Origin of the sequence: Chryseobacterium sp. Y16C, from assembly GCF_022488405.1 — a bacterium.
GTDB classification, from domain to species: Bacteria; Bacteroidota; Bacteroidia; order Flavobacteriales; family Weeksellaceae; genus Chryseobacterium; species Chryseobacterium geocarposphaerae.
On record NZ_CP092711.1, the window covers coordinates 2,536,504 to 2,558,756 of the forward strand.

26 protein-coding genes and 2 pseudogenes are annotated in these 22,253 nt (G+C 34.3%); 14 read left to right on the plus strand and 14 right to left on the minus strand.

Annotated features, from left to right (window positions below; genetic code table 11):
• The first annotated feature begins 60 nt into the window (after nucleotides 1-60).
• The 5 genes from MKS83_RS11220 (at nucleotide 61) to MKS83_RS11240 (ending at nucleotide 3,000) form a co-directional block, all read left to right on the plus strand.
• Complete coding sequence (locus MKS83_RS11220) at nucleotides 61-849, plus strand: hypothetical protein (RefSeq protein ID WP_240579776.1); 789 nt, start codon at nucleotides 61-63, stop codon at nucleotides 847-849.
• Between the two features lie 114 nt (nucleotides 850-963).
• Complete coding sequence (locus MKS83_RS11225; RefSeq protein ID WP_240579777.1) at nucleotides 964-1,740, plus strand: DUF6759 domain-containing protein; 777 nt, start codon at nucleotides 964-966, stop codon at nucleotides 1,738-1,740.
• 80 nt (nucleotides 1,741-1,820) lie between these two features.
• Nucleotides 1,821-2,498 (plus strand): tRNA (guanosine(46)-N7)-methyltransferase TrmB, encoded by a 678-nt coding sequence (gene trmB, locus MKS83_RS11230; protein WP_100376897.1) that lies wholly within the window; start codon nucleotides 1,821-1,823, stop codon nucleotides 2,496-2,498.
• A 57-nt stretch (nucleotides 2,499-2,555) separates the two neighbouring features.
• A complete protein-coding gene (locus MKS83_RS11235) occupies nucleotides 2,556-2,765 on the plus strand; it encodes a hypothetical protein (protein WP_240579778.1) in 210 nt (69 codons plus the stop codon).
• Nucleotides 2,740-3,000: a DUF6759 domain-containing protein gene (locus MKS83_RS11240; protein WP_317224385.1), complete on the plus strand. Its 261-nt coding sequence runs from the start codon at nucleotides 2,740-2,742 to the stop codon at nucleotides 2,998-3,000. The genes MKS83_RS11235 and MKS83_RS11240 overlap by 26 nt, the downstream gene beginning before the upstream one ends.
• 76 nt (nucleotides 3,001-3,076) lie before the next feature.
• On the opposite strand, the gene rpsB is transcribed toward MKS83_RS11240, so the two are convergent.
• The 3 genes from rpsB to rplM form a co-directional block, all read right to left on the minus strand.
• Entirely contained in the window at nucleotides 3,077-3,838 is a 762-nt protein-coding gene (gene rpsB, locus MKS83_RS11245; RefSeq protein WP_100376899.1) for a 30S ribosomal protein S2, read from the minus strand.
• Between the two features lie 183 nt (nucleotides 3,839-4,021).
• A complete protein-coding gene (gene rpsI / locus MKS83_RS11250; protein ID WP_076443917.1) occupies nucleotides 4,022-4,408 on the minus strand; it encodes a 30S ribosomal protein S9 in 387 nt (128 codons plus the stop codon).
• A gap of 6 nt (nucleotides 4,409-4,414) precedes the next feature.
• Nucleotides 4,415-4,870, minus strand: coding sequence for a 50S ribosomal protein L13 (gene rplM / locus MKS83_RS11255; RefSeq protein WP_072961855.1), 456 nt, complete (start codon nucleotides 4,868-4,870; stop codon nucleotides 4,415-4,417).
• 339 nt (nucleotides 4,871-5,209) lie between these two features.
• On the opposite strand from rplM, the gene MKS83_RS11260 reads away from it, so the two are divergent.
• Complete coding sequence (locus MKS83_RS11260) at nucleotides 5,210-6,334, plus strand: DUF3667 domain-containing protein (RefSeq protein WP_240579780.1); 1,125 nt, start codon at nucleotides 5,210-5,212, stop codon at nucleotides 6,332-6,334.
• On the opposite strand, the gene MKS83_RS11265 is transcribed toward MKS83_RS11260, so the two are convergent.
• Nucleotides 6,331-6,663 carry a hypothetical protein gene (locus tag MKS83_RS11265; protein ID WP_100376901.1) on the minus strand — a complete coding sequence of 111 codons (333 nt, stop codon included), beginning with the start codon at nucleotides 6,661-6,663 and terminating at the stop codon, nucleotides 6,331-6,333. The genes MKS83_RS11260 and MKS83_RS11265 overlap by 4 nt on opposite strands.
• A gap of 299 nt (nucleotides 6,664-6,962) precedes the next feature.
• Between MKS83_RS11265 and MKS83_RS22310 the strand changes: the two are divergent.
• A pseudogene (locus MKS83_RS22310) lies at nucleotides 6,963-8,000 on the plus strand (cobalamin-dependent protein); the annotation flags it as partial.
• Nucleotides 8,001-8,471: 471 nt separating this feature from the next.
• On the opposite strand, the gene MKS83_RS22315 reads toward MKS83_RS22310, so the two are convergent.
• Nucleotides 8,472-8,642, minus strand: coding sequence for a hypothetical protein (locus MKS83_RS22315; RefSeq protein WP_410679609.1), 171 nt, complete (start codon nucleotides 8,640-8,642; stop codon nucleotides 8,472-8,474).
• On the opposite strand from MKS83_RS22315, the pseudogene MKS83_RS22320 reads away from it, so the two are divergent.
• The 3 genes and pseudogenes from MKS83_RS22320 to MKS83_RS11280 form a co-directional block, all read left to right on the plus strand.
• Nucleotides 8,571-10,220: pseudogene (locus MKS83_RS22320) on the plus strand (methylmalonyl-CoA mutase family protein); the annotation flags it as partial. The gene MKS83_RS22315 and the pseudogene MKS83_RS22320 overlap by 72 nt on opposite strands.
• Before the next feature lie 134 nt (nucleotides 10,221-10,354).
• Nucleotides 10,355-10,552, plus strand: coding sequence for a hypothetical protein (locus MKS83_RS11275; RefSeq protein ID WP_240579782.1), 198 nt, complete (start codon nucleotides 10,355-10,357; stop codon nucleotides 10,550-10,552).
• Nucleotides 10,553-10,602: 50 nt separating this feature from the next.
• On the plus strand, nucleotides 10,603-11,313 hold the full coding sequence (locus MKS83_RS11280; protein ID WP_240579783.1) for a diphthine--ammonia ligase: 711 nt from the start codon (nucleotides 10,603-10,605) through the stop codon (nucleotides 11,311-11,313).
• A gap of 33 nt (nucleotides 11,314-11,346) precedes the next feature.
• Here the strand turns inward: MKS83_RS11280 and MKS83_RS11285 are convergent, their stop codons facing one another.
• The 3 genes from MKS83_RS11285 to MKS83_RS11295 form a co-directional block, all read right to left on the minus strand.
• Nucleotides 11,347-12,060 (minus strand): hypothetical protein, encoded by a 714-nt coding sequence (locus MKS83_RS11285; RefSeq protein ID WP_240579784.1) that lies wholly within the window; start codon nucleotides 12,058-12,060, stop codon nucleotides 11,347-11,349.
• Entirely contained in the window at nucleotides 12,057-12,620 is a 564-nt protein-coding gene (locus MKS83_RS11290) for a hypothetical protein (RefSeq protein WP_240579785.1), read from the minus strand. Before MKS83_RS11290 ends, MKS83_RS11285 begins: the two co-directional genes overlap by 4 nt.
• A gap of 162 nt (nucleotides 12,621-12,782) precedes the next feature.
• Nucleotides 12,783-13,106 (minus strand): PadR family transcriptional regulator, encoded by a 324-nt coding sequence (locus MKS83_RS11295; protein ID WP_240579786.1) that lies wholly within the window; start codon nucleotides 13,104-13,106, stop codon nucleotides 12,783-12,785.
• 211 nt (nucleotides 13,107-13,317) lie between these two features.
• Between MKS83_RS11295 and MKS83_RS11300 the strand changes: the two genes are divergently transcribed.
• Both MKS83_RS11300 and ruvC read left to right on the plus strand, forming a co-directional pair.
• Complete coding sequence (locus tag MKS83_RS11300; RefSeq protein ID WP_240583186.1) at nucleotides 13,318-13,722, plus strand: 2'-5' RNA ligase family protein; 405 nt, start codon at nucleotides 13,318-13,320, stop codon at nucleotides 13,720-13,722.
• Nucleotides 13,723-13,774: 52 nt separating this feature from the next.
• Nucleotides 13,775-14,329 carry a crossover junction endodeoxyribonuclease RuvC gene (gene ruvC, locus MKS83_RS11305; protein WP_185116773.1) on the plus strand — a complete coding sequence of 185 codons (555 nt, stop codon included), beginning with the start codon at nucleotides 13,775-13,777 and terminating at the stop codon, nucleotides 14,327-14,329.
• Nucleotides 14,330-14,332: 3 nt separating this feature from the next.
• Here the strand turns inward: ruvC and MKS83_RS11310 are convergent, their stop codons facing one another.
• The 3 genes from MKS83_RS11310 to MKS83_RS11320 all read right to left on the minus strand — a co-directional run bounded on the left by MKS83_RS11310 (nucleotide 14,333) and on the right by MKS83_RS11320 (nucleotide 17,117).
• The gene (locus MKS83_RS11310) at nucleotides 14,333-14,743 is read right to left on the minus strand and encodes a hypothetical protein (RefSeq protein WP_240579787.1); all 411 of its coding nucleotides are present in this window, start codon (nucleotides 14,741-14,743) and stop codon (nucleotides 14,333-14,335) included.
• Nucleotides 14,744-14,806: 63 nt separating this feature from the next.
• A complete protein-coding gene (locus MKS83_RS11315; protein WP_240579788.1) occupies nucleotides 14,807-15,271 on the minus strand; it encodes a hypothetical protein in 465 nt (154 codons plus the stop codon).
• A gap of 46 nt (nucleotides 15,272-15,317) precedes the next feature.
• A complete protein-coding gene (locus MKS83_RS11320; protein ID WP_240579789.1) occupies nucleotides 15,318-17,117 on the minus strand; it encodes a zinc-dependent metalloprotease in 1,800 nt (599 codons plus the stop codon).
• A 324-nt stretch (nucleotides 17,118-17,441) separates the two neighbouring features.
• Between MKS83_RS11320 and MKS83_RS11325 the strand changes: the two genes are divergently transcribed.
• Nucleotides 17,442-18,512, plus strand: a complete 1,071-nt coding sequence (locus MKS83_RS11325) for a DUF4407 domain-containing protein (RefSeq protein ID WP_240579790.1) — start codon at nucleotides 17,442-17,444, stop codon at nucleotides 18,510-18,512.
• 50 nt (nucleotides 18,513-18,562) lie between these two features.
• Complete coding sequence (locus tag MKS83_RS11330) at nucleotides 18,563-18,760, plus strand: KTSC domain-containing protein (protein ID WP_240579791.1); 198 nt, start codon at nucleotides 18,563-18,565, stop codon at nucleotides 18,758-18,760.
• A 51-nt stretch (nucleotides 18,761-18,811) separates the two neighbouring features.
• Here MKS83_RS11330 and guaB read toward each other — a convergent pair whose 3' ends face one another.
• From guaB to MKS83_RS11345, 3 genes are all read right to left on the minus strand, one after another.
• Nucleotides 18,812-20,272 carry an IMP dehydrogenase gene (guaB, locus tag MKS83_RS11335; protein WP_240579792.1) on the minus strand — a complete coding sequence of 487 codons (1,461 nt, stop codon included), beginning with the start codon at nucleotides 20,270-20,272 and terminating at the stop codon, nucleotides 18,812-18,814.
• A 158-nt stretch (nucleotides 20,273-20,430) separates the two neighbouring features.
• Nucleotides 20,431-20,937: a DUF4252 domain-containing protein gene (locus MKS83_RS11340; RefSeq protein ID WP_240579793.1), complete on the minus strand. Its 507-nt coding sequence runs from the start codon at nucleotides 20,935-20,937 to the stop codon at nucleotides 20,431-20,433.
• A gap of 19 nt (nucleotides 20,938-20,956) precedes the next feature.
• Nucleotides 20,957-22,225, minus strand: coding sequence for a DUF4252 domain-containing protein (locus MKS83_RS11345; protein ID WP_240579794.1), 1,269 nt, complete (start codon nucleotides 22,223-22,225; stop codon nucleotides 20,957-20,959).
• Nucleotides 22,226-22,253 lie beyond the last annotated feature (28 nt).

The window sequence follows — 22,253 nt, forward strand, 5'->3', positions numbered from 1 at the left end:
CCGTTTTTGTAGTTTATAAAGTGATAAATTGGCGTATTTCTATGTAATTTTGCCAATTATATGAAGAAACTAATTACTTTAATTTTTTTGATTTTTTTAGCTAAAATCAATGCTCAGCTTTTCTCCGGAGAAGTTTTTTTAAGAGACAACTCCATTTTGTATCTCAATCAGGTATATGTGACTAATCTTACCACACAAAAAACAGTACTTACCAACTACAATGGTAATTTCAACATTGAAGCTAAGCTGGGAGATGTAATTCGTTTTACCTCAATCATTACAGAAAGAAAAGATTTTAAAATCACTCCACAAATGTTGGGTGGCAAAAATCTTATTGAACTTAAAATAGCTTATTATGACATTCAGGAAGTACTTATCAGTAGATTTAAACCTACTGGTAACCTCAGATATGATGTAAATGCGATAAGGAAAGAAGATAAAAGTATTGCCCTAAAAAAAATGATCGGTTTACCTGCTCCTAAAGGAGATGGAACTTCACCCGAACTTCCGGTTGCCGGCTTAAGAGATGGCGGGCTTACTTTCAGCTTGGAAAGTATTTATGATATCCTCTCAGGAGACCGCAAGAAAAAACAGCGTTATCTAGCGTATGAACGAATGAATTCTTCCATTACCCAGATTAAAAACTATTTAGGCAAAGATTATTTTGTAAAATTTAAAATTCCTGAAAACCTAATTGATAATTTCTTACAGTTCGTCTATACATCAGAAAATGTAGAACCTTATGTATTGGCAGGAAACTTCGAGGCCATCAAAATACCGATTGAAAAATATCTTCCGATTTATCAAAAAAGACTAAAAAGCTCACATCTGCAGGAGATCGCAAAATAAAAAGTTTTAAATTTCGTTTTTGAAATAGAGATTTTTTTTAAAATATTTATAATTTTATAACGTATTTAATTATTAACGACTCACTGATCCCCAAGTCCAAAAGCATATATTTTAATGAAGAATTTACTTTTTTTACTAAGTACCCTATTATGTATCAATCTTTCTGCACAAGGAAAAGATAAAGATTACAGTAATATTTTAAAAAGTAAAAACATCTATGAGCTTAATGCTTTTTTGCGGGACGCTCATCCTGACGAACCTCGCCGTTCCATTATAAAACCAAGAGTAATGCAGCTGATGAAGGAATACATACAAAATGCTGCTCCGGGAGATCCTAAAGTAAAAACGATGCAGGAAAACCTTGCCCTTCTGAAAAGGCGGCCTTCTACAAAGATTACTTTCGATGAAATGAATGCGAAAATAAAAGAAAAACAAATTGCAAAATACAGAGCCGAGCTAGCTTCAGGAGTATCATCAGTAAAATACACTCCGAGTACCGCTCAAAATGTTTATGTGGTCAACACCGCAGCTACAGCTACAAAAGCCGCAATTCCGAACACAGAAGCAGATGAATTCAATATGCTTATGGCAAGCAATCCCGTTGAGCATAAAAATAAAACGGTGAAAATATTGAATTCATTATTTGACAATGATCCTAACGCCAAGGAATGCATTGTGATGATTGAGAACAATTCTGACTGTAATATTATCGTAAGAATGGAAGGTGTCGGAAACACTAAGTATCGCCTTGCCGTACCTGCGCATGGAGATAATTCTATCGTAATCGAGAAAGGTAATTATCTTTTTACAAGCTTGGTTTGCGGAGCACAATATGCATCACAAAAAACCGTTCAGAAGCCGATTATGGTCGCATTGAGCAATCCTAAATAGCACAGAAAAAGCCTCCAATACTATTATAAAAATCAAAAAATAGGTATTTTTTCATTACTTTTGTCCGATTTTTATAGAGTATGGGCAAAAACAAACTGGCGAGATTCGCAGAAAACAAAATATTACCAAATGTAGTTCAGCCAACAAGAGAAGAGGCTCTAAACGGTTTTGAACTGAAAGGAAACTGGAGAAAAGATTTCTTCAAAAATGAAAATCCTATTGTTTTAGAATTAGGTTGCGGAAAAGGAGAATATTCTGTAGGCCTAGCAAAAGCATTCCCTGAAAAGAATTTTATCGGAATAGACATTAAAGGAGCCCGATTTTGGTTTGGAGCTAAAGAAGCCGTTGATAACAATATGCATAATGTAGCCTTCTTAAGAAGTCAGATTGAGCTGGTAGATTGTTTCTTTGCAGAAAATGAAGTAGATGAAATCTGGATTACCTTCCCTGATCCACAGATTAAATACAGACGTACAAAGCACAGATTAACTCATCCGGATTTCCTGAACCGGTATAAAAAATTCTTAAAACCTGGTGGAATTATTCATTTGAAAACGGATTCTGAATTTTTACATGGCTATACGTTAGGCTATCTTCAGGGAGCCGGATATGAAATCATAAGTGCACATCACGACATCTACAGTGCGCTTGAATATGATCCGGGAACGCCTCACCTAAGAGATATCAGAACGTATTATGAAGAACTATTCTCTGCAAAAGGGAAAACCATTACATATATAAAGTTCAGAATAAACTAATATAAAAGGTAAGATTTTCTTACCTTTTTTCGTTTCTATATTTTTAAATCAAATTTTATGAAAGGAAAAATAATTTTGGGGATATGTATATCAATTCTTTTAGACAGCTGTAGTACGACTTACAGTACAGGTACTTCATCTCCTTCTAAAAACTCACCCAGAACGACATCTACTCCATCAGTATCTCAGACAGAACAGGAATATAACGCCTTAATAAAGACCTATAAGCCGGAAACAGCAGATGTTATTAACCGATTTATTCAATGATAGCTCAAATAGCCCTAAAACTTCAATTACAGTTACCAATAAGTCTCGCTGTAATATGGTTTTGACGATCACCGGAAAAAATTATTCAAAAAAGATTCCTATTGGAGCAGGTAAAATAGGATATGCCATGGTACTAAAAAATCAAAATTATAATCTGTCCGGAATGGTTTGTAGTTCGGTTTATAAAAAGACTCAATATATTTCGTCATCTTACAGCATTACGCTTTCCAATTAACCTAATTTATAAAACAATAAAAAATCCGTTAAGAATTCACTTAACGGATTTTTATATTTTAAAGATAAATCTTTAATTATTCAGCATCGAAATCAGCATCTTTATCAGCAGATACTACTTCTCCTTCTTCTTTAGATTTTTCTTTATCAGCTTTTCTTTGAGACTGACCTTCTTTGATAGATTCAGAAACAATGTTCAGGATCATATCGATAGACTTAGAAGCATCATCGTTTCCTGGGATAACGAAGTCAACTTTTCTTGGGTCAGAGTTTGTATCAACAATACCGAAAACTGGGATACCTAATTTCTTAGCTTCAGTTACAGCGATGTGCTCTCTCAAGATATCTACAACGAAGATTGCAGAAGGAAGACGAACCATGTCAGAGATAGAACCTAAGTTTTTCTCTAAGTTAGCTCTTTGTCTGTCTACCTGTAATCTTTCTTTTTTAGATAAAGTTTCGAACGTACCGTCTTTTTTCATTTTGTCGATAGCGTTCATTTTCTTTACAGCCTTTCTGATTGTAACAAAGTTTGTTAACATACCTCCTGGCCATCTTTCTGTGATATAAGGCATATTAAGTTCCTGAGCGTGTTTTGCAACCACTTCTTTCGCTTGCTTCTTAGTAGCTACGAAAAGAACTTTTTTACCTGCAGAAGTTAATTTTTCTAAAGCGTTACAAGCTTCATCCAATTTAACTGCTGTTTTATGTAAGTCTACAATGTGAATACCGTTTTTCTCCATAAAAATGTATGGAGCCATATTTGGATTCCACTTTCTAGTCATGTGACCGAAGTGTACACCAGCCTCTAGAAGGTCTTTTACATTTGCTTTTGCCATGTTTTCTGTTTTTGTTAGTTTACTTTCCGTTTTTTAAACAATCAACAACTTCTTTAGATGGGAGAAGCGTTTGGATGCTAAACGTAACGGGCAATTTTTTTGTTTAGATAAATAGATTTTAGATATAAGACAACAGACTGAAAAAATTCTGAAATCTGAAATCCTGTATCTGAAGTCTGAAAATTAACGTTTTGAGAATTGGAATCTCTTTCTTGCTTTTTTCTGACCTGGCTTCTTTCTTTCCACCATTCTTGCGTCTCTTGTAAGTAAACCAGCTGGTTTCAAAGCTAATCTGAATTCAGCATTGATTTCGCATAAAGCTCTTGAAATACCTAATCTGATAGCTTCTGCCTGACCTGTATTTCCACCACCGAAAACGTTTACAGTAACATCGTACTGACCAACAGTTTCAGAAAGGATGAACGGTTGGTTTAATTTATAAACCATAACGTCTGTAGAGAAATATTCTTTAGCATCTTTTCCGTTTACTGTAATGTTACCAGTTCCTGGCTTTACATAAACTCTAGCTACAGAAGTTTTTCTTCTTCCGATTTTGTGAACTATAGACATAATTAATTATTTAAATTCGTTAACATTAATTGTTTTAGGCTGTTGAGCTTCATGTTTGTGCTCAGTTCCTTCATATAAGTAAAGGTTCTTTAATAAAGCAGCTCCCAATCTGTTTTTAGGCAACATACCTTTTACAGATTTTTCCAATACTTTTAAAGAATCTTTCTTCTGAAGTTCAGCCGCAGTCATAGACTTTTGACCTCCAGGGTAACCTGTATGCCAGATATAAGTCTTGTCGTTCCACTTGTTTCCAGAAAGAGTAACTTTCCCAGCGTTCAAAACGATTACGTTATCACCACAATCTACGTGAGGTGTGTAGTTCGTTTTGTGCTTACCTCTCAAAATCTTTGCAACCGTAGAAGCTAGTCTTCCCAACGGTTGTCCTTCAGCGTCTACCACAACCCATTCTTTATTAGCAGTAGCTTTGTTCGCTGAAACAGTTTTGTAACTTAATGTATTCACACGTTTTAGTTAAAGATTAAACATAATTTTCCCCTAAAAGGGTGTGCAAAGGTACAAATTATTTTCGGATTGCAAAAACATATTTCATTTAATCTATTGATGTGCGAATGTGCCTCTCTTATTCAATAGACTTATTCAATAATCTCGAATAAAAAATAAACATAGTTTTTTTAACCAATGAAAATATTATATATACCTCAAAAAACAAACAATCATTTAAAAATCATTTATTTTTAAACCCTATTTATTAATTCTATTTAAACATTCACCCAAAATATTACTGATATGACGATTTTATATTCATAATTAATTATATTTGTGCTAAACACTAAAAAAACTATGAGCCACGGCAAAACCCGAGAAGACAAAACTTGCCTTAACTGCGGACATACCGTTGAAGAAAGATATTGCCCGCATTGCGGACAGGAAAATATAGAGCCCAAGCAACCTTTTCATTATCTTTTCACCCATTTTATTGAGGATTTCACTCACTATGACGGAGAGTTTTGGAAAACAATAAAATATTTATTATTAAAACCGGGGAAACTAACCAAAGAATACCTAGCTGGAAAACGCCAGCTCTATGTTGCTCCTGTGAAACTATACATTTTCATAAGTTTTATTACTTTTTTTCTCCCTCCTCTGATTTCAAGTTCAGAAGAAGAATCAAGCGAGCTAGAGAAAAAAACACATATTGCCAAGGAAGTTGAAAAAGAAAAATCCAAAGATGAAAAAATTACCCAAATCACAGATAATTTAAAACAAAACCTATCTAAAGAACATCTCAATAAAGACTCATTAAAATCCAAACAGATTGTTAAAGATATCAAAGTAACAGAAGTCAATGGAAATGATATTGATACAGACGCTTTAGGAGAAACTGAAGACGGAAGAATAAGTGTTCTTGGGGCTATAAACATGAAGCAGTTCGATTCACTCCATTCAAAAAACAAAAAAAATCATGCGATCTATGTTTTCATGAAGCCTTTCGCAAAAAAGATTTTCCATATGCAGGAACAGGGTTTAAAGAGAGATCTTATTTTTGACAAATTCAAGGAAACCATGATTCATACACTTCCCAAGGCATTATTCATTTACCTTCCCGTTTTCGCATTTTTCCTTTGGATCTTTCATAATAAAAAGAAATGGTGGTATTTTGACCATGGAATTTTCACTCTTCACTATTTCTCATTCCTATTATTAGGAACCCTTATCTTAATATTTCTTGATAGAATTACAGATCTTTTACCAGATTACGGCGCTTTAAATTTATTAATCATCCTTATTAATATGGCAGCCATCATTTATATGTCTATCTATTTCTTTATAGCTCATCACAGGGTCTATGAAAGTTCCCGAACGATGAGTATTTTCAAAGGAGTATTTTTATTTATGATCAATTTTATCGGGATAATCTTTATGGGACTGTTATTAATGTATGCAAGTTTTATGATGATGCATTAATCGCGAAGTGATTTATTGGCTCTGAAACTAGCAATTAAATAATACGCTACAAATACGGTAGAAAATTTAAGAATAGACGGAATAGCCAGTGCAAGATTGAACAATAAAGCTCCCACAACAACAAGAACTGCCATTGCTAAAAAAGATATCCCCAATTTTTGGGGTAATGTAAAATTAGGGGTATCCAGATAATAAGCGATTCCCCACGCAATACCGAAAGCCAAAGCATAATAAATATCAAGACCAAGGTTTTCTGAGCTGTAAAAGAAATAATTAATTAAAAAACTCAGAACAGTTCCCAACGCGAAATATAATAATGCCTTTTTCATACCTTATATAATATGGTGCAAAAGTAGAGAAATTAATTTGAGATTGTTAAACTGAATATGGCATTATTTCTAAACGAATGTTTGTTCAGAGGGTAAGAGCCAGCATAACAAAAACAACACAAAATATTTAATATCAATAATTTAACCCAAAACAAGCGGTTACTATTTTATTATTATATTTGGGAATTCAGAAATTTTCTAGATTTTTTATGGAAACCCAAAAATATACTCCAAAAAATAAAGTAAGAATCGTAACAGCTGCATCGTTATTCGATGGTCATGATGCTGCGATCAATATCATGCGTCGTGTGATTCAGGGAACGGGATGTGAAGTCATTCACCTTGGACACGACAAATCTGCAGAGGAAGTTGTAAATACAGCTATTCAGGAAGATGCCAATGCGATTGCCCTAACTTCTTATCAAGGTGGTCACAATGAATATTTTAAATACATTTATGACCTTTTAAGAGAAAAAAACTCTCCGCAAATCAAAATTTTCGGTGGCGGTGGCGGTGTGATCCTGCCCGAAGAAATTAAAGATCTGATGTCTTACGGAATCGACCGAATTTATTCTCCGGACGACGGTCGTGAACTTGGGTTACAAGGAATGATTGATGATTTGGTTCATAGATCAGACTTTGCAACAGGAAAAGATGTTACGACAAATGATTTGGATTCAATCAACTTTGAAAACCCGACAAGCATTGCAAAAATCATTTCAGCGGTTGAAAACTTTTCGGAAGAAAAGCCCGAATTGGTTGCCGCTATCGATGAAAAATCAAAAGACTTAAATATTCCTATTATCGGTATTACCGGTACCGGTGGAGCGGGAAAATCTTCACTAACAGACGAGTTGGTAAGACGTTTTCTACGTTCCAATACTGATAAAAAAATTGCCATTATCTCCATTGACCCTTCGAAAAAGAAAACGGGAGGAGCGCTTTTGGGTGATAGAATCCGTATGAATGCGATTAACGATCCTAGAGTGTATATGCGCTCGATGGCAACAAGAGAAAACAACGTTTCTGTTTCTCCGTTCATTCATTCCGCTTTGAATGTGTTGAAATTAGCTCACCCTGATGTAATTATCCTTGAAACTTCGGGTATCGGACAATCCGGCTCGGAAGTTTCTGATTTTGCAGATGTTTCAATGTACGTAATGACTCCTGAATACGGAGCTTCTACACAGCTGGAAAAAATTGACATGCTGGATTATGCAGATTTAGTTGCTTTAAATAAATCCGATAAAAGAGGAGCTCTTGATGCGCTTCAGGCAGTAAGAAAACAGTTCCAGAGAAACCACTTGTTATGGGAACAGCCATTAGATGAAATGCCGGTTTATGCAACAAAGGCATCTCAGTTTAACGATCACGGAACAACGGAATTATACAACCGATTAGTTTCAAAAGTCAATGATAAATTTGCTGGTTTAAATCTACAAGGTTTTGTTGAACAGGAAATTACAGACGAAGTAACGATCATTCCTCCAAAAAGAGTTCGTTACCTTTCTGAAATTGTTGAAAACAATAAACAATATGACGCTAACATTGAAAAACAAGCAGAGCTTGCGAGAAAAATGTATCATATTGATGGTGTTAAAAGTATCATCTCCAACGAAGCTTTAGATGCTGAATATCAAAAAGCTGAAAAAGAACTGCAGCAAGAAAATATCGACTTCCTGAAAACCTGGGATGATACGAAAAAAGCTTTTCACGCCGAGTTTTACTCCTACTTCGTAAGAGGAAAAGAAATTAAGGTGGAAACCTCAACAGAATCTTTATCTCATTTAAGAATTCCGAAAATTGCATTACCAAAATATAACGATTGGGGTGATCTGATCAAATGGAAAGGTCAGGAAAATCTTCCGGGAAGTTTCCCCTACACCGCAGGAATTTATCCATTCAAAAGAACCGGAGAAGATCCAACGAGAATGTTCGCGGGAGAAGGAGGTCCTGAAAGAACCAACAGAAGATTCCACTATGTTTCTGCGGAAATGCCTGCGAAACGTTTATCAACCGCTTTCGACTCGGTAACATTATATGGTCAAGATCCCGCTTTACCACCGGATATTTACGGTAAAATCGGAAATGCAGGAGTTTCCATTGCAACATTGGATGATGCTAAAAAACTGTATTCAGGTTTTGATTTGGTGAATGCATTGACATCTGTTTCAATGACCATCAACGGCCCGGCTCCGATGCTATTGGCTTTCTTTATGAATGCAGCAATTGATCAAAATATTGAAAAATATATTGCAGAAAATAATCTTGAGGCTAAGGTTGAGGCTAAGCTTAAGGAAAAATTCGACGATAAAGGTTTAGCAAGACCAAAATATAACGGAGAATTGCCGCCTTCTAATAATGGTTTAGGTTTAAAATTATTAGGAATCACAGGTGATGAAGTAATTCCTGCTGATGTTTATGCTGAAATTAAAGCTAAAACCATCGCAACCGTTCGTGGAACGGTTCAGGCTGATATTTTAAAAGAAGACCAGGCTCAGAATACGTGCATTTTCTCTACTGAATTTGCCTTGAGATTAATGGGCGATGTTCAGGAATATTTCATCAAAGAAAAAGTAAGAAACTTCTACTCTGTTTCTATTTCAGGATATCACATTGCAGAAGCGGGCGCAAATCCGGTTTCCCAGTTGGCATTTACGTTAGCAAACGGTTTCACGTATGTTGAATATTATTTGTCTAGAGGAATGGACATCAATGATTTTGCACCGAACTTATCATTCTTCTTCTCCAACGGTATCGACCCTGAATATTCCGTAATCGGACGCGTGGCAAGAAGAATCTGGGCAAAAGCAATGAAACTGAAATACGGAGCTGACGAAAGAAGCCAGATGTTGAAATACCACATCCAGACATCAGGACGTTCACTTCACGCTCAGGAAATTGATTTCAATGACATCAGAACGACTTTACAGGCACTTTATGCCATCTATGATAACTGTAATTCATTGCACACGAATGCTTATGACGAGGCGATTACCACTCCGACTGAGCAATCTGTAAGAAGAGCAATGGCAATCCAGTTGATTATCAATAAAGAATTAGGTTTAGCGAAAAACGAAAATCCGCTTCAAGGTTCATTTATCATTGAAGAATTGACGGATTTGGTGGAAGAAGCGGTTTACGCTGAATTCGACAGAATTACGGAAAGAGGCGGAGTTCTTGGTGCGATGGAAACGATGTATCAACGTTCAAAAATCCAGGAAGAATCGATGCATTATGAATGGTTAAAACACACCGGAGAATATCCGATCATCGGAGTAAATACATTCTTAGGAAAAGACGGTTCGCCAACCGTTCGTCCAGGAGAAGTTATCCGTTCGACAGAAGAGGAAAAACAATTCCAGATTGAAATGCTTCACAATTTCCAGAAATCTAATGAAGATAAATCTGCAGAAGCTTTGAAAACATTACAACACGCAGCAATCAATCAGCAAAACCTATTCGAAGTGATGATGGATGCCGTGAAGTATTGTTCTCTTGGGCAAATTACCAATGCTTTGTTTGAAGTGGGCGGTAAATACAGAAGAAACATGTAGTCCATAGCCGGACTGGCAATTTTGAAAACAAACTGTTTCAAGAATTATAAATTAAAACCTCAAGGAATTTTCTTTGAGGTTTTTTGTATTTTTGGATAATCTGTAGATTTTATTTTAATACCTAAAAAAATTTAATGAAAAATTTCTTTTTCTTAACGCTGATAATTTTCACTGTAACATTCTTAAAAAGCTGCAATTCATATCCTATGAATGCCACACACAAAAGTGACATGGACAGGAACGCCGAAGAGTTACAAAAAAGGCAGGAAGCCGAAAAAAACAAGATCGAAGCTAACGAATTCAATAATTTCGGAAAACCAGATAATAAATAAACACATTACTGAACGATTTAATTTTAAATCTTGAAGTTAATACTTGTTTAATGAAGCCCAAAGCCATCTTCAACTGGAGCAGCGGAAAAGACTCTGCCCTTGCATTATATAAAACTTTACAGGAAGACCAATTTGAAATCACTTCTTTGCTGACAAGCATTAATAAAGAGTTTCAAAGAATTTCTATGCACGGTGTTCATGTTTCATTATTGGAACAACAAGCCAAAAGTCTGGGCTTTCCTTTAATTAAAATGGAGCTTCCGAAAGAACCTTCCATGGAAGAATATCGTGAGATCATGAGTAAAACTATGAGCACAATACAATCTCAGGGGATTACACATTCTATTTTTGGGGATATTTTTCTGGAAGATTTAAGAAAATACCGTGAAGACCAATTAAAGTCTATTGGAATGAATGGAGTTTTCCCTTTATGGAAAATTGATACGACCGATCTCATTCATGAATTTTTAGAGTTGGGCTTTAAAACCGTTGTCACCTGCGTGAACGAAACCTATTTGGATAAAAGCTTCGCCGGAAGAATTATCGATCATGATTTCATTAAAGACCTGCCTGAAAATGTAGATCCTTGTGGCGAAAACGGAGAATTTCATACCTTTACGTTTGACGGTCCTATTTTTAAAAATCCCATTGATTTTGAAGTTGGAGAAACTGTTAAGAAAACTTATCCTAAACCCCAAAATGATGAAAATGAAGAAACAGGGGAATATGTTTTCTGGTTTTGTGATTTGATTTCAATATAAAATTTTGAAATACTTGTTATTGATTGTTCAAGGCTAATTGGCCACAAAAACTGATAATTTTTTCAATGTTTTTTTGTGCTCAAAGAAATTAAGAATTCCAAAAATCACAACCATTTGCGCGATAAAAGGAAGAAGCAAAGTAACTAAAGCAAACAAGAGGCTTTCAGGATTATTAGTTTTAAACAATAAATATGCGTATTTACCTTCCTTAGCAACAATCTGAGCCATTGTAGTAGTACCCACAACCATAATTCCTATATTTTGCTGATAGATGGAATAGAATGACCTTCCTTTATATTTAAAATCCTTTTTGACGTATTTTCTGATTTTATAATTAAATGCCCACACTAGACCGGGAGCTAATAAAAACATTAAATTCTGCCCCCGAAAAAAGTCGGTGTACATTTCCTGACTATTCGAAAAATAAATAAGAAGTAAATTGATTGCTAAAGAAATCAACGCATAAAAAAAGGATTTTTTTAAAATCTTATTATATCTGGCTTTAACAATTTTCTTAACAATTACAGGGATCTGTTCCGAATAAAATGCTGAATAGGTCGTCATTTTAAACTCACTCTCCCACAATTTCTGAGTTTTCAGAAACGCCTCATCAAAACTTATGTTTTCGCTCTTCTGAATATTTAAAACCTGTGAAGCCATATGATCTTCCACTTCCAGTAAAATATCCAACGGAAGCTTTTGAAAAATAAGATAATCTCTGATACGATCTAAGTGTTCTTGATTCATGATAGTAATACATTAATTTTTTTAGCTCTTAAATACAGAAGCTGAATTTGTACGGCAACACTATATAAAATAATCAGCTGATTTACTATGGGTTTCCAAAACTCGAATGTTTTAAAAAAATACCCTGCCACCGGAAAAACTAAAATAGCTAATAATATATTCCTTAACAGTAAAGGATGAAAACTCATTTGCTGATATTCCCGGAAACTCATTTTTTTCCCAATAAAATTATACATCAGAATGCTTATAAAAGTTAAGAGTACCAAAATCTCCGTATAAAAAAACAACTCTTCAGAAACAAAAAAAGTTAATCCCACCAGCAGAGAAAAAAGAAGTGATGACCATATCACCTTTTTAAATCTTGTTTGTAATATCCTTTTTTCTATCCTTGCAATCTTTCTGAATGAAAAAATATCCGCTTTTACCATTTCAAGCTCGTATTCCCAATTCAATTTTGCATTTACAAAAGCCTCTTGGAAACTGATTCCTTTTTTATCCATCGATTGCGAAATCTGCATGACAAAATGGTCATAAACTTCAGCAAATACAGCCAGGCTCAATCTTTTACTTTTTAGATATTTTTTTATTTGTATAAGGTATTCTTTGTTCATTACTATTACAGATTAAGAGTTAAAAAATGATCTTTTCATTCAATTAATAAATCCAGTGAAAGCTTTCCGGAAAGAAGATCGTTATAGATTTCTTTTTCTGTTTTGTTTTCATCATATATCAAAAATAGTTTTAAGATTAAACAGATAGCTTTTCATTTCGGTTTCCTGTAATGCCTGTTGTTTTTTTCCTTTATCCGTAAGCAGGTAATATTTTCGGTTTCTGCCGTTGATTTCCTTTACTTCAGAGGTAATAATTCCGTCCGCTTCCAATTTGTGCAAGAGAGGATACAACGCACCTTCCGTCATTTCCAATTCTCCTTCCGTAAGCTCTTTTGCACGTTGTGTGATTTGATAACCATACATTTTAACTTCCTTTGAAAGCAGCTTTAAAATAATATTCTGGAGTGTTCCTTTATAGAGACTATTTTTTTTCATCCCAAAGATTTAAATACCTTACAAATCTATGCATAATTTTCTTATGTATCAAAAAAAATTTAAATTAAAATAAAACATACCTTTGAACTATGAAAAAAATGTACTTCATAGCTATCTACCTTCCTCAAAGCATTATTGAGGAAATTAATGGCTTTAAAAAGATCTGGCTATTAATTTTGCCAATTCTAAAGCACTAAAAAATGAAGCTCACATTACTTTATGTCCGCCTTTTGACAGAGAGGCTGAACTTGAAAATGATATTCATGAAGCATTTCAGAAAATCAATACAGATCTTCTGCCTTTTGAAGTCATATTAAATGGTTTTGGAAGTTTTCCCAATCCGAAAAATCCCGTTTTATTTGTACAGCCCGAAGAGAATGAAAACTTAAGGCAACTCCAGCTGAATGTTAAAGAAAAATTCAATTTCAGAAAATATTCTTTTAATCCTCATGTTACCATAGGATACAGAGATCTCACCTACGAAAACTTTATAAAAGCATGGGAAATTTACCAAAACAAATCTTATAAAACTAAATTTATAGTTGATAAAATACTTTTACTTCGGCATGACGGGAAATGGATTCCGATTGCAGAGAAAATGCTCACCGGAAAATAATTCCTTATTCATTTTTTAACTCGCTGAATAAAGCAGTATCTTTGAAGCAATGATTTCAGCAGAGAAAATAATATTAGGAATTGACCCCGGAACTACGGTTATGGGATTTGGATTAATTTCTGTGAAGAAAGGAAAGATGGAAATGGTTTCTATTCACGAATTACTTTTGAAGAAATATCCTAATCATGAAACAAAGCTTAAATATATTTTTGATAAAACCCTGGCTTTGATCGATGAATTCCATCCTGATGAGGTGGCTTTGGAAGCTCCTTTTTATGGCAAAAACGTCCAGAGTATGCTAAAACTAGGAAGAGCTCAAGGAGTTGCTATGGCTGCAAGCCTTTACAGAAACATTCCTATTACAGAATATTCTCCCAAAAAAATAAAAATGGCGATTACCGGAAACGGAAACGCAAGCAAAGAGCAGGTCGCAGGAATGCTTCAGAATCTTCTGAAGTTAAAAGAATTTCCTACAAAATACCTCGATGCTTCCGATGGTTTGGCAGTAGCAGTCTGTCATCATTTTAATTCCGGTACACTTACAGATACTAAATCCTATACCGGATGGGAAAGTTTTTTAAAGCAAAACCCGGATCGGCTGAAATAACTATTATTTTCTTTTATATTCAGCAGGAGTAATGGTAAAGTCTGCTGTCGGCTTTCCGTTTTTATCAGAATAAAAATATTGTAAAGTCACATCATTAATCCTGAATTCTTCCATATCTTGAGAAGTTTTTACAGTTCTTATTGCACCTTCTTTAGCCTGGCTTTTAAATATTTCTATTTCTTCCGGTGTCACACTTTCTTTAACATCATCCGTTAGCGTATAATTATATTTGAAAACTTTATTAGGTAAAGCCGAAACACTGTCCAGACGAATTCCGTCATTGAGAACCTGAGGGGTAAGTTTATTCATATTGGTTGCAACTTCCTTCAGTTCTTCATCAATAGTCTTTTCCTTTTTACAGGAAACCAAAACGAATGCGATACACATTAGTGAAAGTTTTACTGCATTTTTCATAACTATCTTTTTTGTAGGTTGGTTATTTAAAGATAAGACTATTTTTACAAATGAATTTTACATTTAAAATCGTTCATATACATCTTCAATTTCCCTGACTTTTCCTTCTAAGATCTCATTGTAAAGAATAGAAAATTTGTTTTCAGAGATAATTTTATAATATTCGTTTCTTTTTAAATCAATATCTAAATAAGAGAAAAAACCATCATGTATTGAAACTAAAATTTTACCGGAATTACTTTTTCTTTCACAATTACTACCATCTGTGTAGTTTTTAGTTAGAAAAAACTCTGACTGTTCTTTTACAAAACTTAGAGAATATTTCTTTTCACATGCATGAAGGAAATAAGATTTTTTGTCACTCCCGTCAAAATAGTTTCTTTCGATTAATTTCCAATTACCAAGAAGATATTTTTTAGGATCAGAACTTTGTCTCACACTTCCATTTTCAAAATTCAGATTTTTATTTTGTGACTGACAGCCTGCCAATAAAAAACAACATATTATAAAGTAAATAATTCTTTTCATTTAAAAAATGAAAAGAAGCTCTTTTCAGAGCTTCTTTTATATTTAATTAGTTATTAATGAATTTTTGTGAGTTTGCTTTACCGCTATTGGAATAAGTTACAATATAAACTCCTTTTGGAAGCTGCTGATTAATCTGAATTTCATCTGTCTTTGAATTTCCTTTCTGAATCAATTTGCCACTCATATCTAAAAGCTGATAATCTCCAAAAATTTCGTTTCTTCCAACAAGTTTTAACTTATTATCTGCTTTCAAGTATACAATTTTAGTTTCAGCACTTTCTTTCACTTCAGAAGTACCTAAAACATCTAAAACTCTTACTGCATAATCTTCCATCTGTCCATACTGTAATTGAGAGCAGGCGTCAAAATCAGGAAGAGTATTTGAATTATAAGTAGCAGCATCTACAGCAACTCTCATTCGCAAGTAAGTATTTTTTACCGCAGTAGCTGGAGCAGTAATATTATTAGTAATAGTAACGGCAGCATTTGGGTTTAATGGGTTCGTTGAAACATTATTAACTACTAATTCTCCCGCTTCAAAAGTACCATTGTTGTTATAATCGATCCAAACTTTTGTTCTGAATTTATCTGCCTGACCAAATCCATTTAAATAGCTCACTTTAAGCTGAGTACTTGTCGATGTAGAAATATCAGTATAATAAGCAGGTCTAATACATGTTGCATTAGCATAATCTGCATAATAAACAGGAGCTGCCTCATCAGAGTCATACCCATTACTAATACTATTAATAGATCCCATAACAACTCTGTAAGGACCTATGGCGAAGTTATTATTTGTAGGATGGAGAATCCCCGCAGGATTACATTGTGCAGCAATTACACTAACCGGAGAAGTGATAGTGAGAGAAGGGTCCTTCCCTCCTAATGAATTAAGAAGATTTTTTCTATATTCCATCATCATCAATACAGCTCTGTCTCTTTGCCCGTCGGTAAATTTTCTTTCAACATTGGTATAATTCATAATGTTATACTGTGTTCCATCATAATTTACTCCTGTACAAGGATCAATGCTATTATTACTTGGAACTGCAACCCCGTACATACTTCTTGAAGGTGAAGTGTCACAAACCCTGTCTCCGTTAATTGCACAATTAGTATTTACAGGACATGTTGTCTGATTAGTATATGATATTCCTTCAAATGTATGGTATAATCCGAATGCATGGCCTAACTCATGGGTAAGTGTAGTATCATTTTGGTTTTTAATCGTCGCCACTTTCATGAAACTTTCATAATTATAGTCGTAGGAATCAGGAAACATAGCATATCCCATTAAACCATATGATAACTGTTGCTCGCCATCAAATCCGATAACTACATAAATATTAAAATAAGAATTTTCCGGCCAATGAGGTGCAAGTTCATTTTTAATTATATAATCAGGAGTTCCATAAATATCTTGCATTGCAACTCCATAATCATCATAATCGGCTAGTGTACTTCCATTATATCTGATAATTCCTGATGTAGGTGTACAATTAGGCGCTCGTTTTGCCAATACAAGCTTAAAAGGAATTACAGCTCCACCAGTAGGTCCTGAGCCTTCCGGATAAAACCCATTACCATATGTTGTTGCGTACATACTATTTGCCCTACCAATCCAGTTGATTATTTCCTGGTCTGTCAAATGTAAATTTGAATTAGCAGCAGCATTGGATTCAATAACATGTACTACAACAGGAATCTCGTATATCTGCCCTGTATAAAGTCCGTTCCAAGACGTTGTTGCCCCAACTTTGTTGAGATAAGACTGAACATTTAAACCTGCAAATCTTGCATCTACATCTTCCCTGTTTTTCTCTAAACTTGGGTATTTGGAATTCATTTTTCTCATTACCTCATCAAAACCACAAGATTTATTTATGTTTTGAGAAAATACGTTAATAAAGGATATTAACGCGAAAATTACACTTATTTTCTTCATATTATAACACTTAAGTAATATTTTCGGCAAAACTATCATTATTTTTTAAATCTATATCAATAATTATAAATTAAATTTCACAAATATTTAACACTTCATTAAATAAAAACATAACTCACTGATAAACAAATAAATAAACAACACCAGCTACATACTTGGTAAAACATAATACTATTTTTAACATTGGTATGGTTTTTAGTATTACTTTTGTATAAATTTTCTGTTATGAAAAAAACACAATCAATTATAAATCAAAATGATTATAAGATCAATTGGTTTCAGAAATTCCTTATAATCTGTTCTGGCGGAAACATCCATATCCTAAGAAAAACACCCAGCGAATGGAATAAGTTTTCAGGAATCGGTGGAATAGTTCTTTTTACTGCTGTATTCGCTACCCTTTCCGCAGGTTACGCTATGTTTACTGTATTTGATAATATTTGGACAGCTATTGGATTTGGTATTTTATGGGGGCTAATGATTTTTAATCTGGACCGTTATATTGTTTCATCCATTAAAAAAACAGGTACATGGTGGAATCAGATCTTAATGGCTATTCCACGTCTTGTATTGGCAACTTTTTTAGGTATTATCATTTCAAAGCCATTAGAACTTAAAATTTTTGAAAAAGAAGTCAACAAACAGTTAAATACCATTATTCAAAGAAACAAGAAGCAGTTACAGGGAGAAATGAACGGACGTATCCTGCAACAAAGCGGACCTTTTGAGACCGAGAAAAAACAAATCTCAGAAAAGATTGCTCAATATCAAAAATCTTATGACTCCGCCTCAGTAGAACTTGAAAAAGAAATTCTTGGTACCAAAACAGGTCTTACCAGCGGAAAGGTAGGTTTTGGGAGTAATGCAAAACGTAAACAGGAATTGAAGGAACAAAGACGGCAGGATCTAGAAAATTATCAAAAACAGGTTGCTCCAAGATTGGAATATCTTGATAAGGAAATTTCAAAAGTTTATACTAACCTTGAAACAGAAAGAAAATCAACTGAAACTTTTGAAGATAAATTCAACGGTTTTGCTGCAAGGCTTCAAGCTTTGGATGAATTAGGAAAAAACTCGGCAATTATAGGGTTAGCTGCCAGCTTTATCATGGGGCTTTTTATCTGTCTTGAAATTTCGCCGGTTCTGGTGAAACTTATTTCTCATATTGGGCCTTATGACCACCTTCTTGAAAAAACCGAAAATGATTTTCGATTATATGCCAAAGAAAAGATAGAGAAAGGAAATGCCGTCACTGATTTCAGGATTGATGATTTCAAAAACAAACTCGGAGAATAAATCAACAAACTCTTAAAGTTTTAAGGAATAATTCTTGATTAAATAATGATATGCCTTCAAGTGTAGTCAATCATTATCTATATTTCCCGAAGACTGAAATATTAAGAATTATATATCAGTCGGGAGCTATTTATGATTACTATAAAGTTCCGATAGAAATATCTGAGAAATTCAAAACTGCACGATCAAAAGGACAATTCTTAAACTATGTTATTAAGCCAAAATTTAAATTTAAAAAAATTAAATAAATAAAAAACTCACAGAAAATCTGTGAGTTTTTTCTATCATAAAATTATTTATTACAAAGAATAATTCGGAGCTTCTTGAGTAATAATCACATCATGTGGATGTGATTCTTTCAATCCGCTACCTGTAATCATTACCATTTTAGTGTCTTTCTGTAAAGCTTCAACATCTTTTGCTCCACAATATCCCATCCCAGCTCTAAGTCCTCCTGTCAACTGAAAAATAACATCTTCCAGTTTTCCTTTACTAGGCACTCTTCCTTCAATTCCTTCAGGAACGAATTTTTTAGCTTCACTTTGGAAATATCTTTCTTTACCTCCTCTCTTCATTGCAGAAAGGCTTCCCATTCCCTGGTATGTTTTGAATTTTCTACCCTGGAAAATAATTTCTTCTCCCGGTGCCTCATCCGTACCTGCCAATAATGATCCTAACATTACAGCTCCTGCACCACTAGCAATTGCCTTAACAATATCTCCTGAAAGCTTAATCCCTCCATCTGCAATTACTGCAACATTTTTGGTCTTAGCGTATTCATATACGTTATAAATGGCAGATAATTGAGGAACTCCAACTCCTGCAACTACTCTTGTTGTACAAATAGAGCCAGGTCCAACTCCTACTTTAAGAACGTTTGCCCCAGCTTTGATCAAATCTTCAGCAGCTTCAGCCGTTACGATATTTCCACCAACAATATCCAAATCAGGATATGCTTGTCTGATTTCTGAGATTTTATCTAACACTCCTTTTGAATGACCATGTGCAGAATCAATTCCGATGATATCAACTCCAGCCTGAACCAAAGCAGCAATTCTGTCCAAAGTATCTTCTCCGACTCCAACTCCTGCTCCAACGATTAAACGTCCGTTTTTGTCTTTGTTAGCGTTTGGATATTCTAATTGATTGTCGATATCTTTAATAGTAATCAATCCTACTAATTTGTTATCAGCATCCACGATAGGAAGCTTTTCAACTCTGTTTTTAAGAAGGATTTCTTTTGCTTTTTCCAGGTTTGTATTTTTATCGGAAGTGATCAGATTATCTTTCGTCATGATCTCTTCGACCTTCATATCAAGGTTTTCCTGATATTTTACATCTCTGTTTGTAATAATACCAATCAATGTATTTTCAGCATCTACAACGGGAAGACCGGAGATTTTATATTTAGCCATTGTTTCTTTAGCCTGTGCTAAAGTATGGTCTTTTGAAAGGGTAACAGGATCAGAAATCATTCCGTTTTCAGAACGTTTTACTCTGTTTACCTGTGCAGCCTGTTCCGCAATCGTCATATTTTTGTGAATGAAACCTAAACCTCCAACTCTCGCCAAAGCAATTGCCAAATCAGCCTCTGTAACGGTATCCATTGCAGCAGAAACGATAGGAACATTGAGCGTAATTTTGTCGGTAAGTCTTGATTTTAATGAAACCTGATTAGGTAAAACTTCTGAATAAGAAGGGACTAGAAGCACGTCATCGAAAGTGATGGCTGTCTCTACAATTTTGTTATGAATAGACATCTTTACTTTCTTGCAAAATTAAGACATTTTAGCGAGATACGAAAATCGATTTTGATAGTTTACATAAAATTTAATAATCAATAACTTAAATCAAAAAAACCGTTCTTTTTCAGAACGGCCTGATTGTACAAAATAATAAGTATATGAATATGAAGTGTCTATTTATCCATCGCTGAGGCAATCATTTTAGAAATATCATCTGCAGTAAAGCTTCCTTTAACATCTACAAAAACCAATTCTTTATCGGAGTTTACTGTGATCAACATATTTTTGATAACATCATCTTTTTGTTTTACACGAATGTTCACATTATCTCCATCATGCTTTATCGTTGCCCAGTCTTCGTAATTATTGTTATTTAAGTAATTCGCAAAATCTTTCAGCATAGCCCTGTCTCCATTTTCCACCGTCAATACTTTTATTTTGGAAACTTTTTTGACCAGCTTGATAATTTCTTCATTATCCTCCCCGTCTTCTCTCAATGCTTTTTTAATTACCGGTTTTGCAAGAAACATAGGTACATTGATACTTGTAAATCTCGCTCCTTTAAAATCGTTCCCGGAATCTGAAAAATAAACCATATTTCCTTTTCCGGAAGAAACGATGCATGACTGCATCAGAAACATCGTACCAATGATCAGAAAAATGTTCTTTAGTATTTTCATGGCGATTGTTTTTTAGTCTTTAATTAATTTGCTTTAAAGCCCCGCCTGAGGTTTTACTGATATCGGATGTGATTTCCGGATTACCCTTATATTTGATAATACCTCCTGAAGATGCTTTAGCCTTTAATTTATCAGTAACATTCACAGAAAGACTAGATCCTGATGAAGATTCTGCATCTGCCATATTTACTTTTAAGTTTTCAGCATTACAAAGCGCTCCGCTGCTCATATCAAAGCTTGCTATTCCTGTCTGCCCCTCAAAACTTGTATTCGAACCGCTTGATCCTTTGAAAGTAAAGTTTTTAGAATTGATATTAATTTTAATATCGGATCCGGAAGTTGCTTCCACCGTTGTATTATTTGAAATCATAAATTTACCTTTCACTATAGAACCGGAAGATGCATCGATCACCATATTATTTTCTTTCACAGCATTAACTGTTGTAAAGGTTGATCCAGAAGAAGTTTTGATATTATCCATTCTTGGCGAAGAAACATTTACACTGATGTTTTTGAATTTCAGGTTTTTCTGCCCTTTATTATCAACATAAACTTTTAACACCCCGTTCTCAACTTTAGTAACGATATACTGCAGCTTGTCTGCATCTGCAATCACCTTAATATTCGTAGGACTTTCCTGTTTAAAAACTACATTTACACCGGTACTCACCTGAATTCCTGAAAATTCACCGACATTTCTGGCTTCTCCGTTTAAATAGGAAGAGGTAATATCTGAGGTAATATTGTTTCTGGTATAAGTAACAGGATTGATTTTCGTTTCCGTCGAACTGATAAGTTTATTAATATCATTCATAGACAATTTGCCATCCAGCTTCACCAGAATATTCTCTTCTCCTCCGCTATCAATACTTAGTAACAAATCATCCAGAATCCCATTTTTTTCTTCAGCTGAAAGGAATTTTATTTTGGCACCATTACTGTTCATGGTCATGATTTCGTTATAATTCAAATTGCTTAAATAAGACGAAATATCTTTGCTGATCTGATCTAACTTCTGTCCTTTTACAGAACTCCCATCTTGGGACTTTTCCGCAATAAGTACTTTCAAACCATTAATTTTTGAGAGTAAAGGCTTTATCTGATCCAGTTCCGCATCACCAAGATCCAGGTTATTCAGCATTCCGAACATCGGTTTTGCAATTTTTATAGAAGTTACCCCCTCTACTTCCTGATATTTGTCAAAAAGCTGGTCAAGTTTATCTTTTTGCCCATACACATTGAAAAAATGTGAGAAGGCCAGTGCGAATATTATGATTATTTTTTTCATGAGTTCAATTTTATTTTCTGAGGATTAG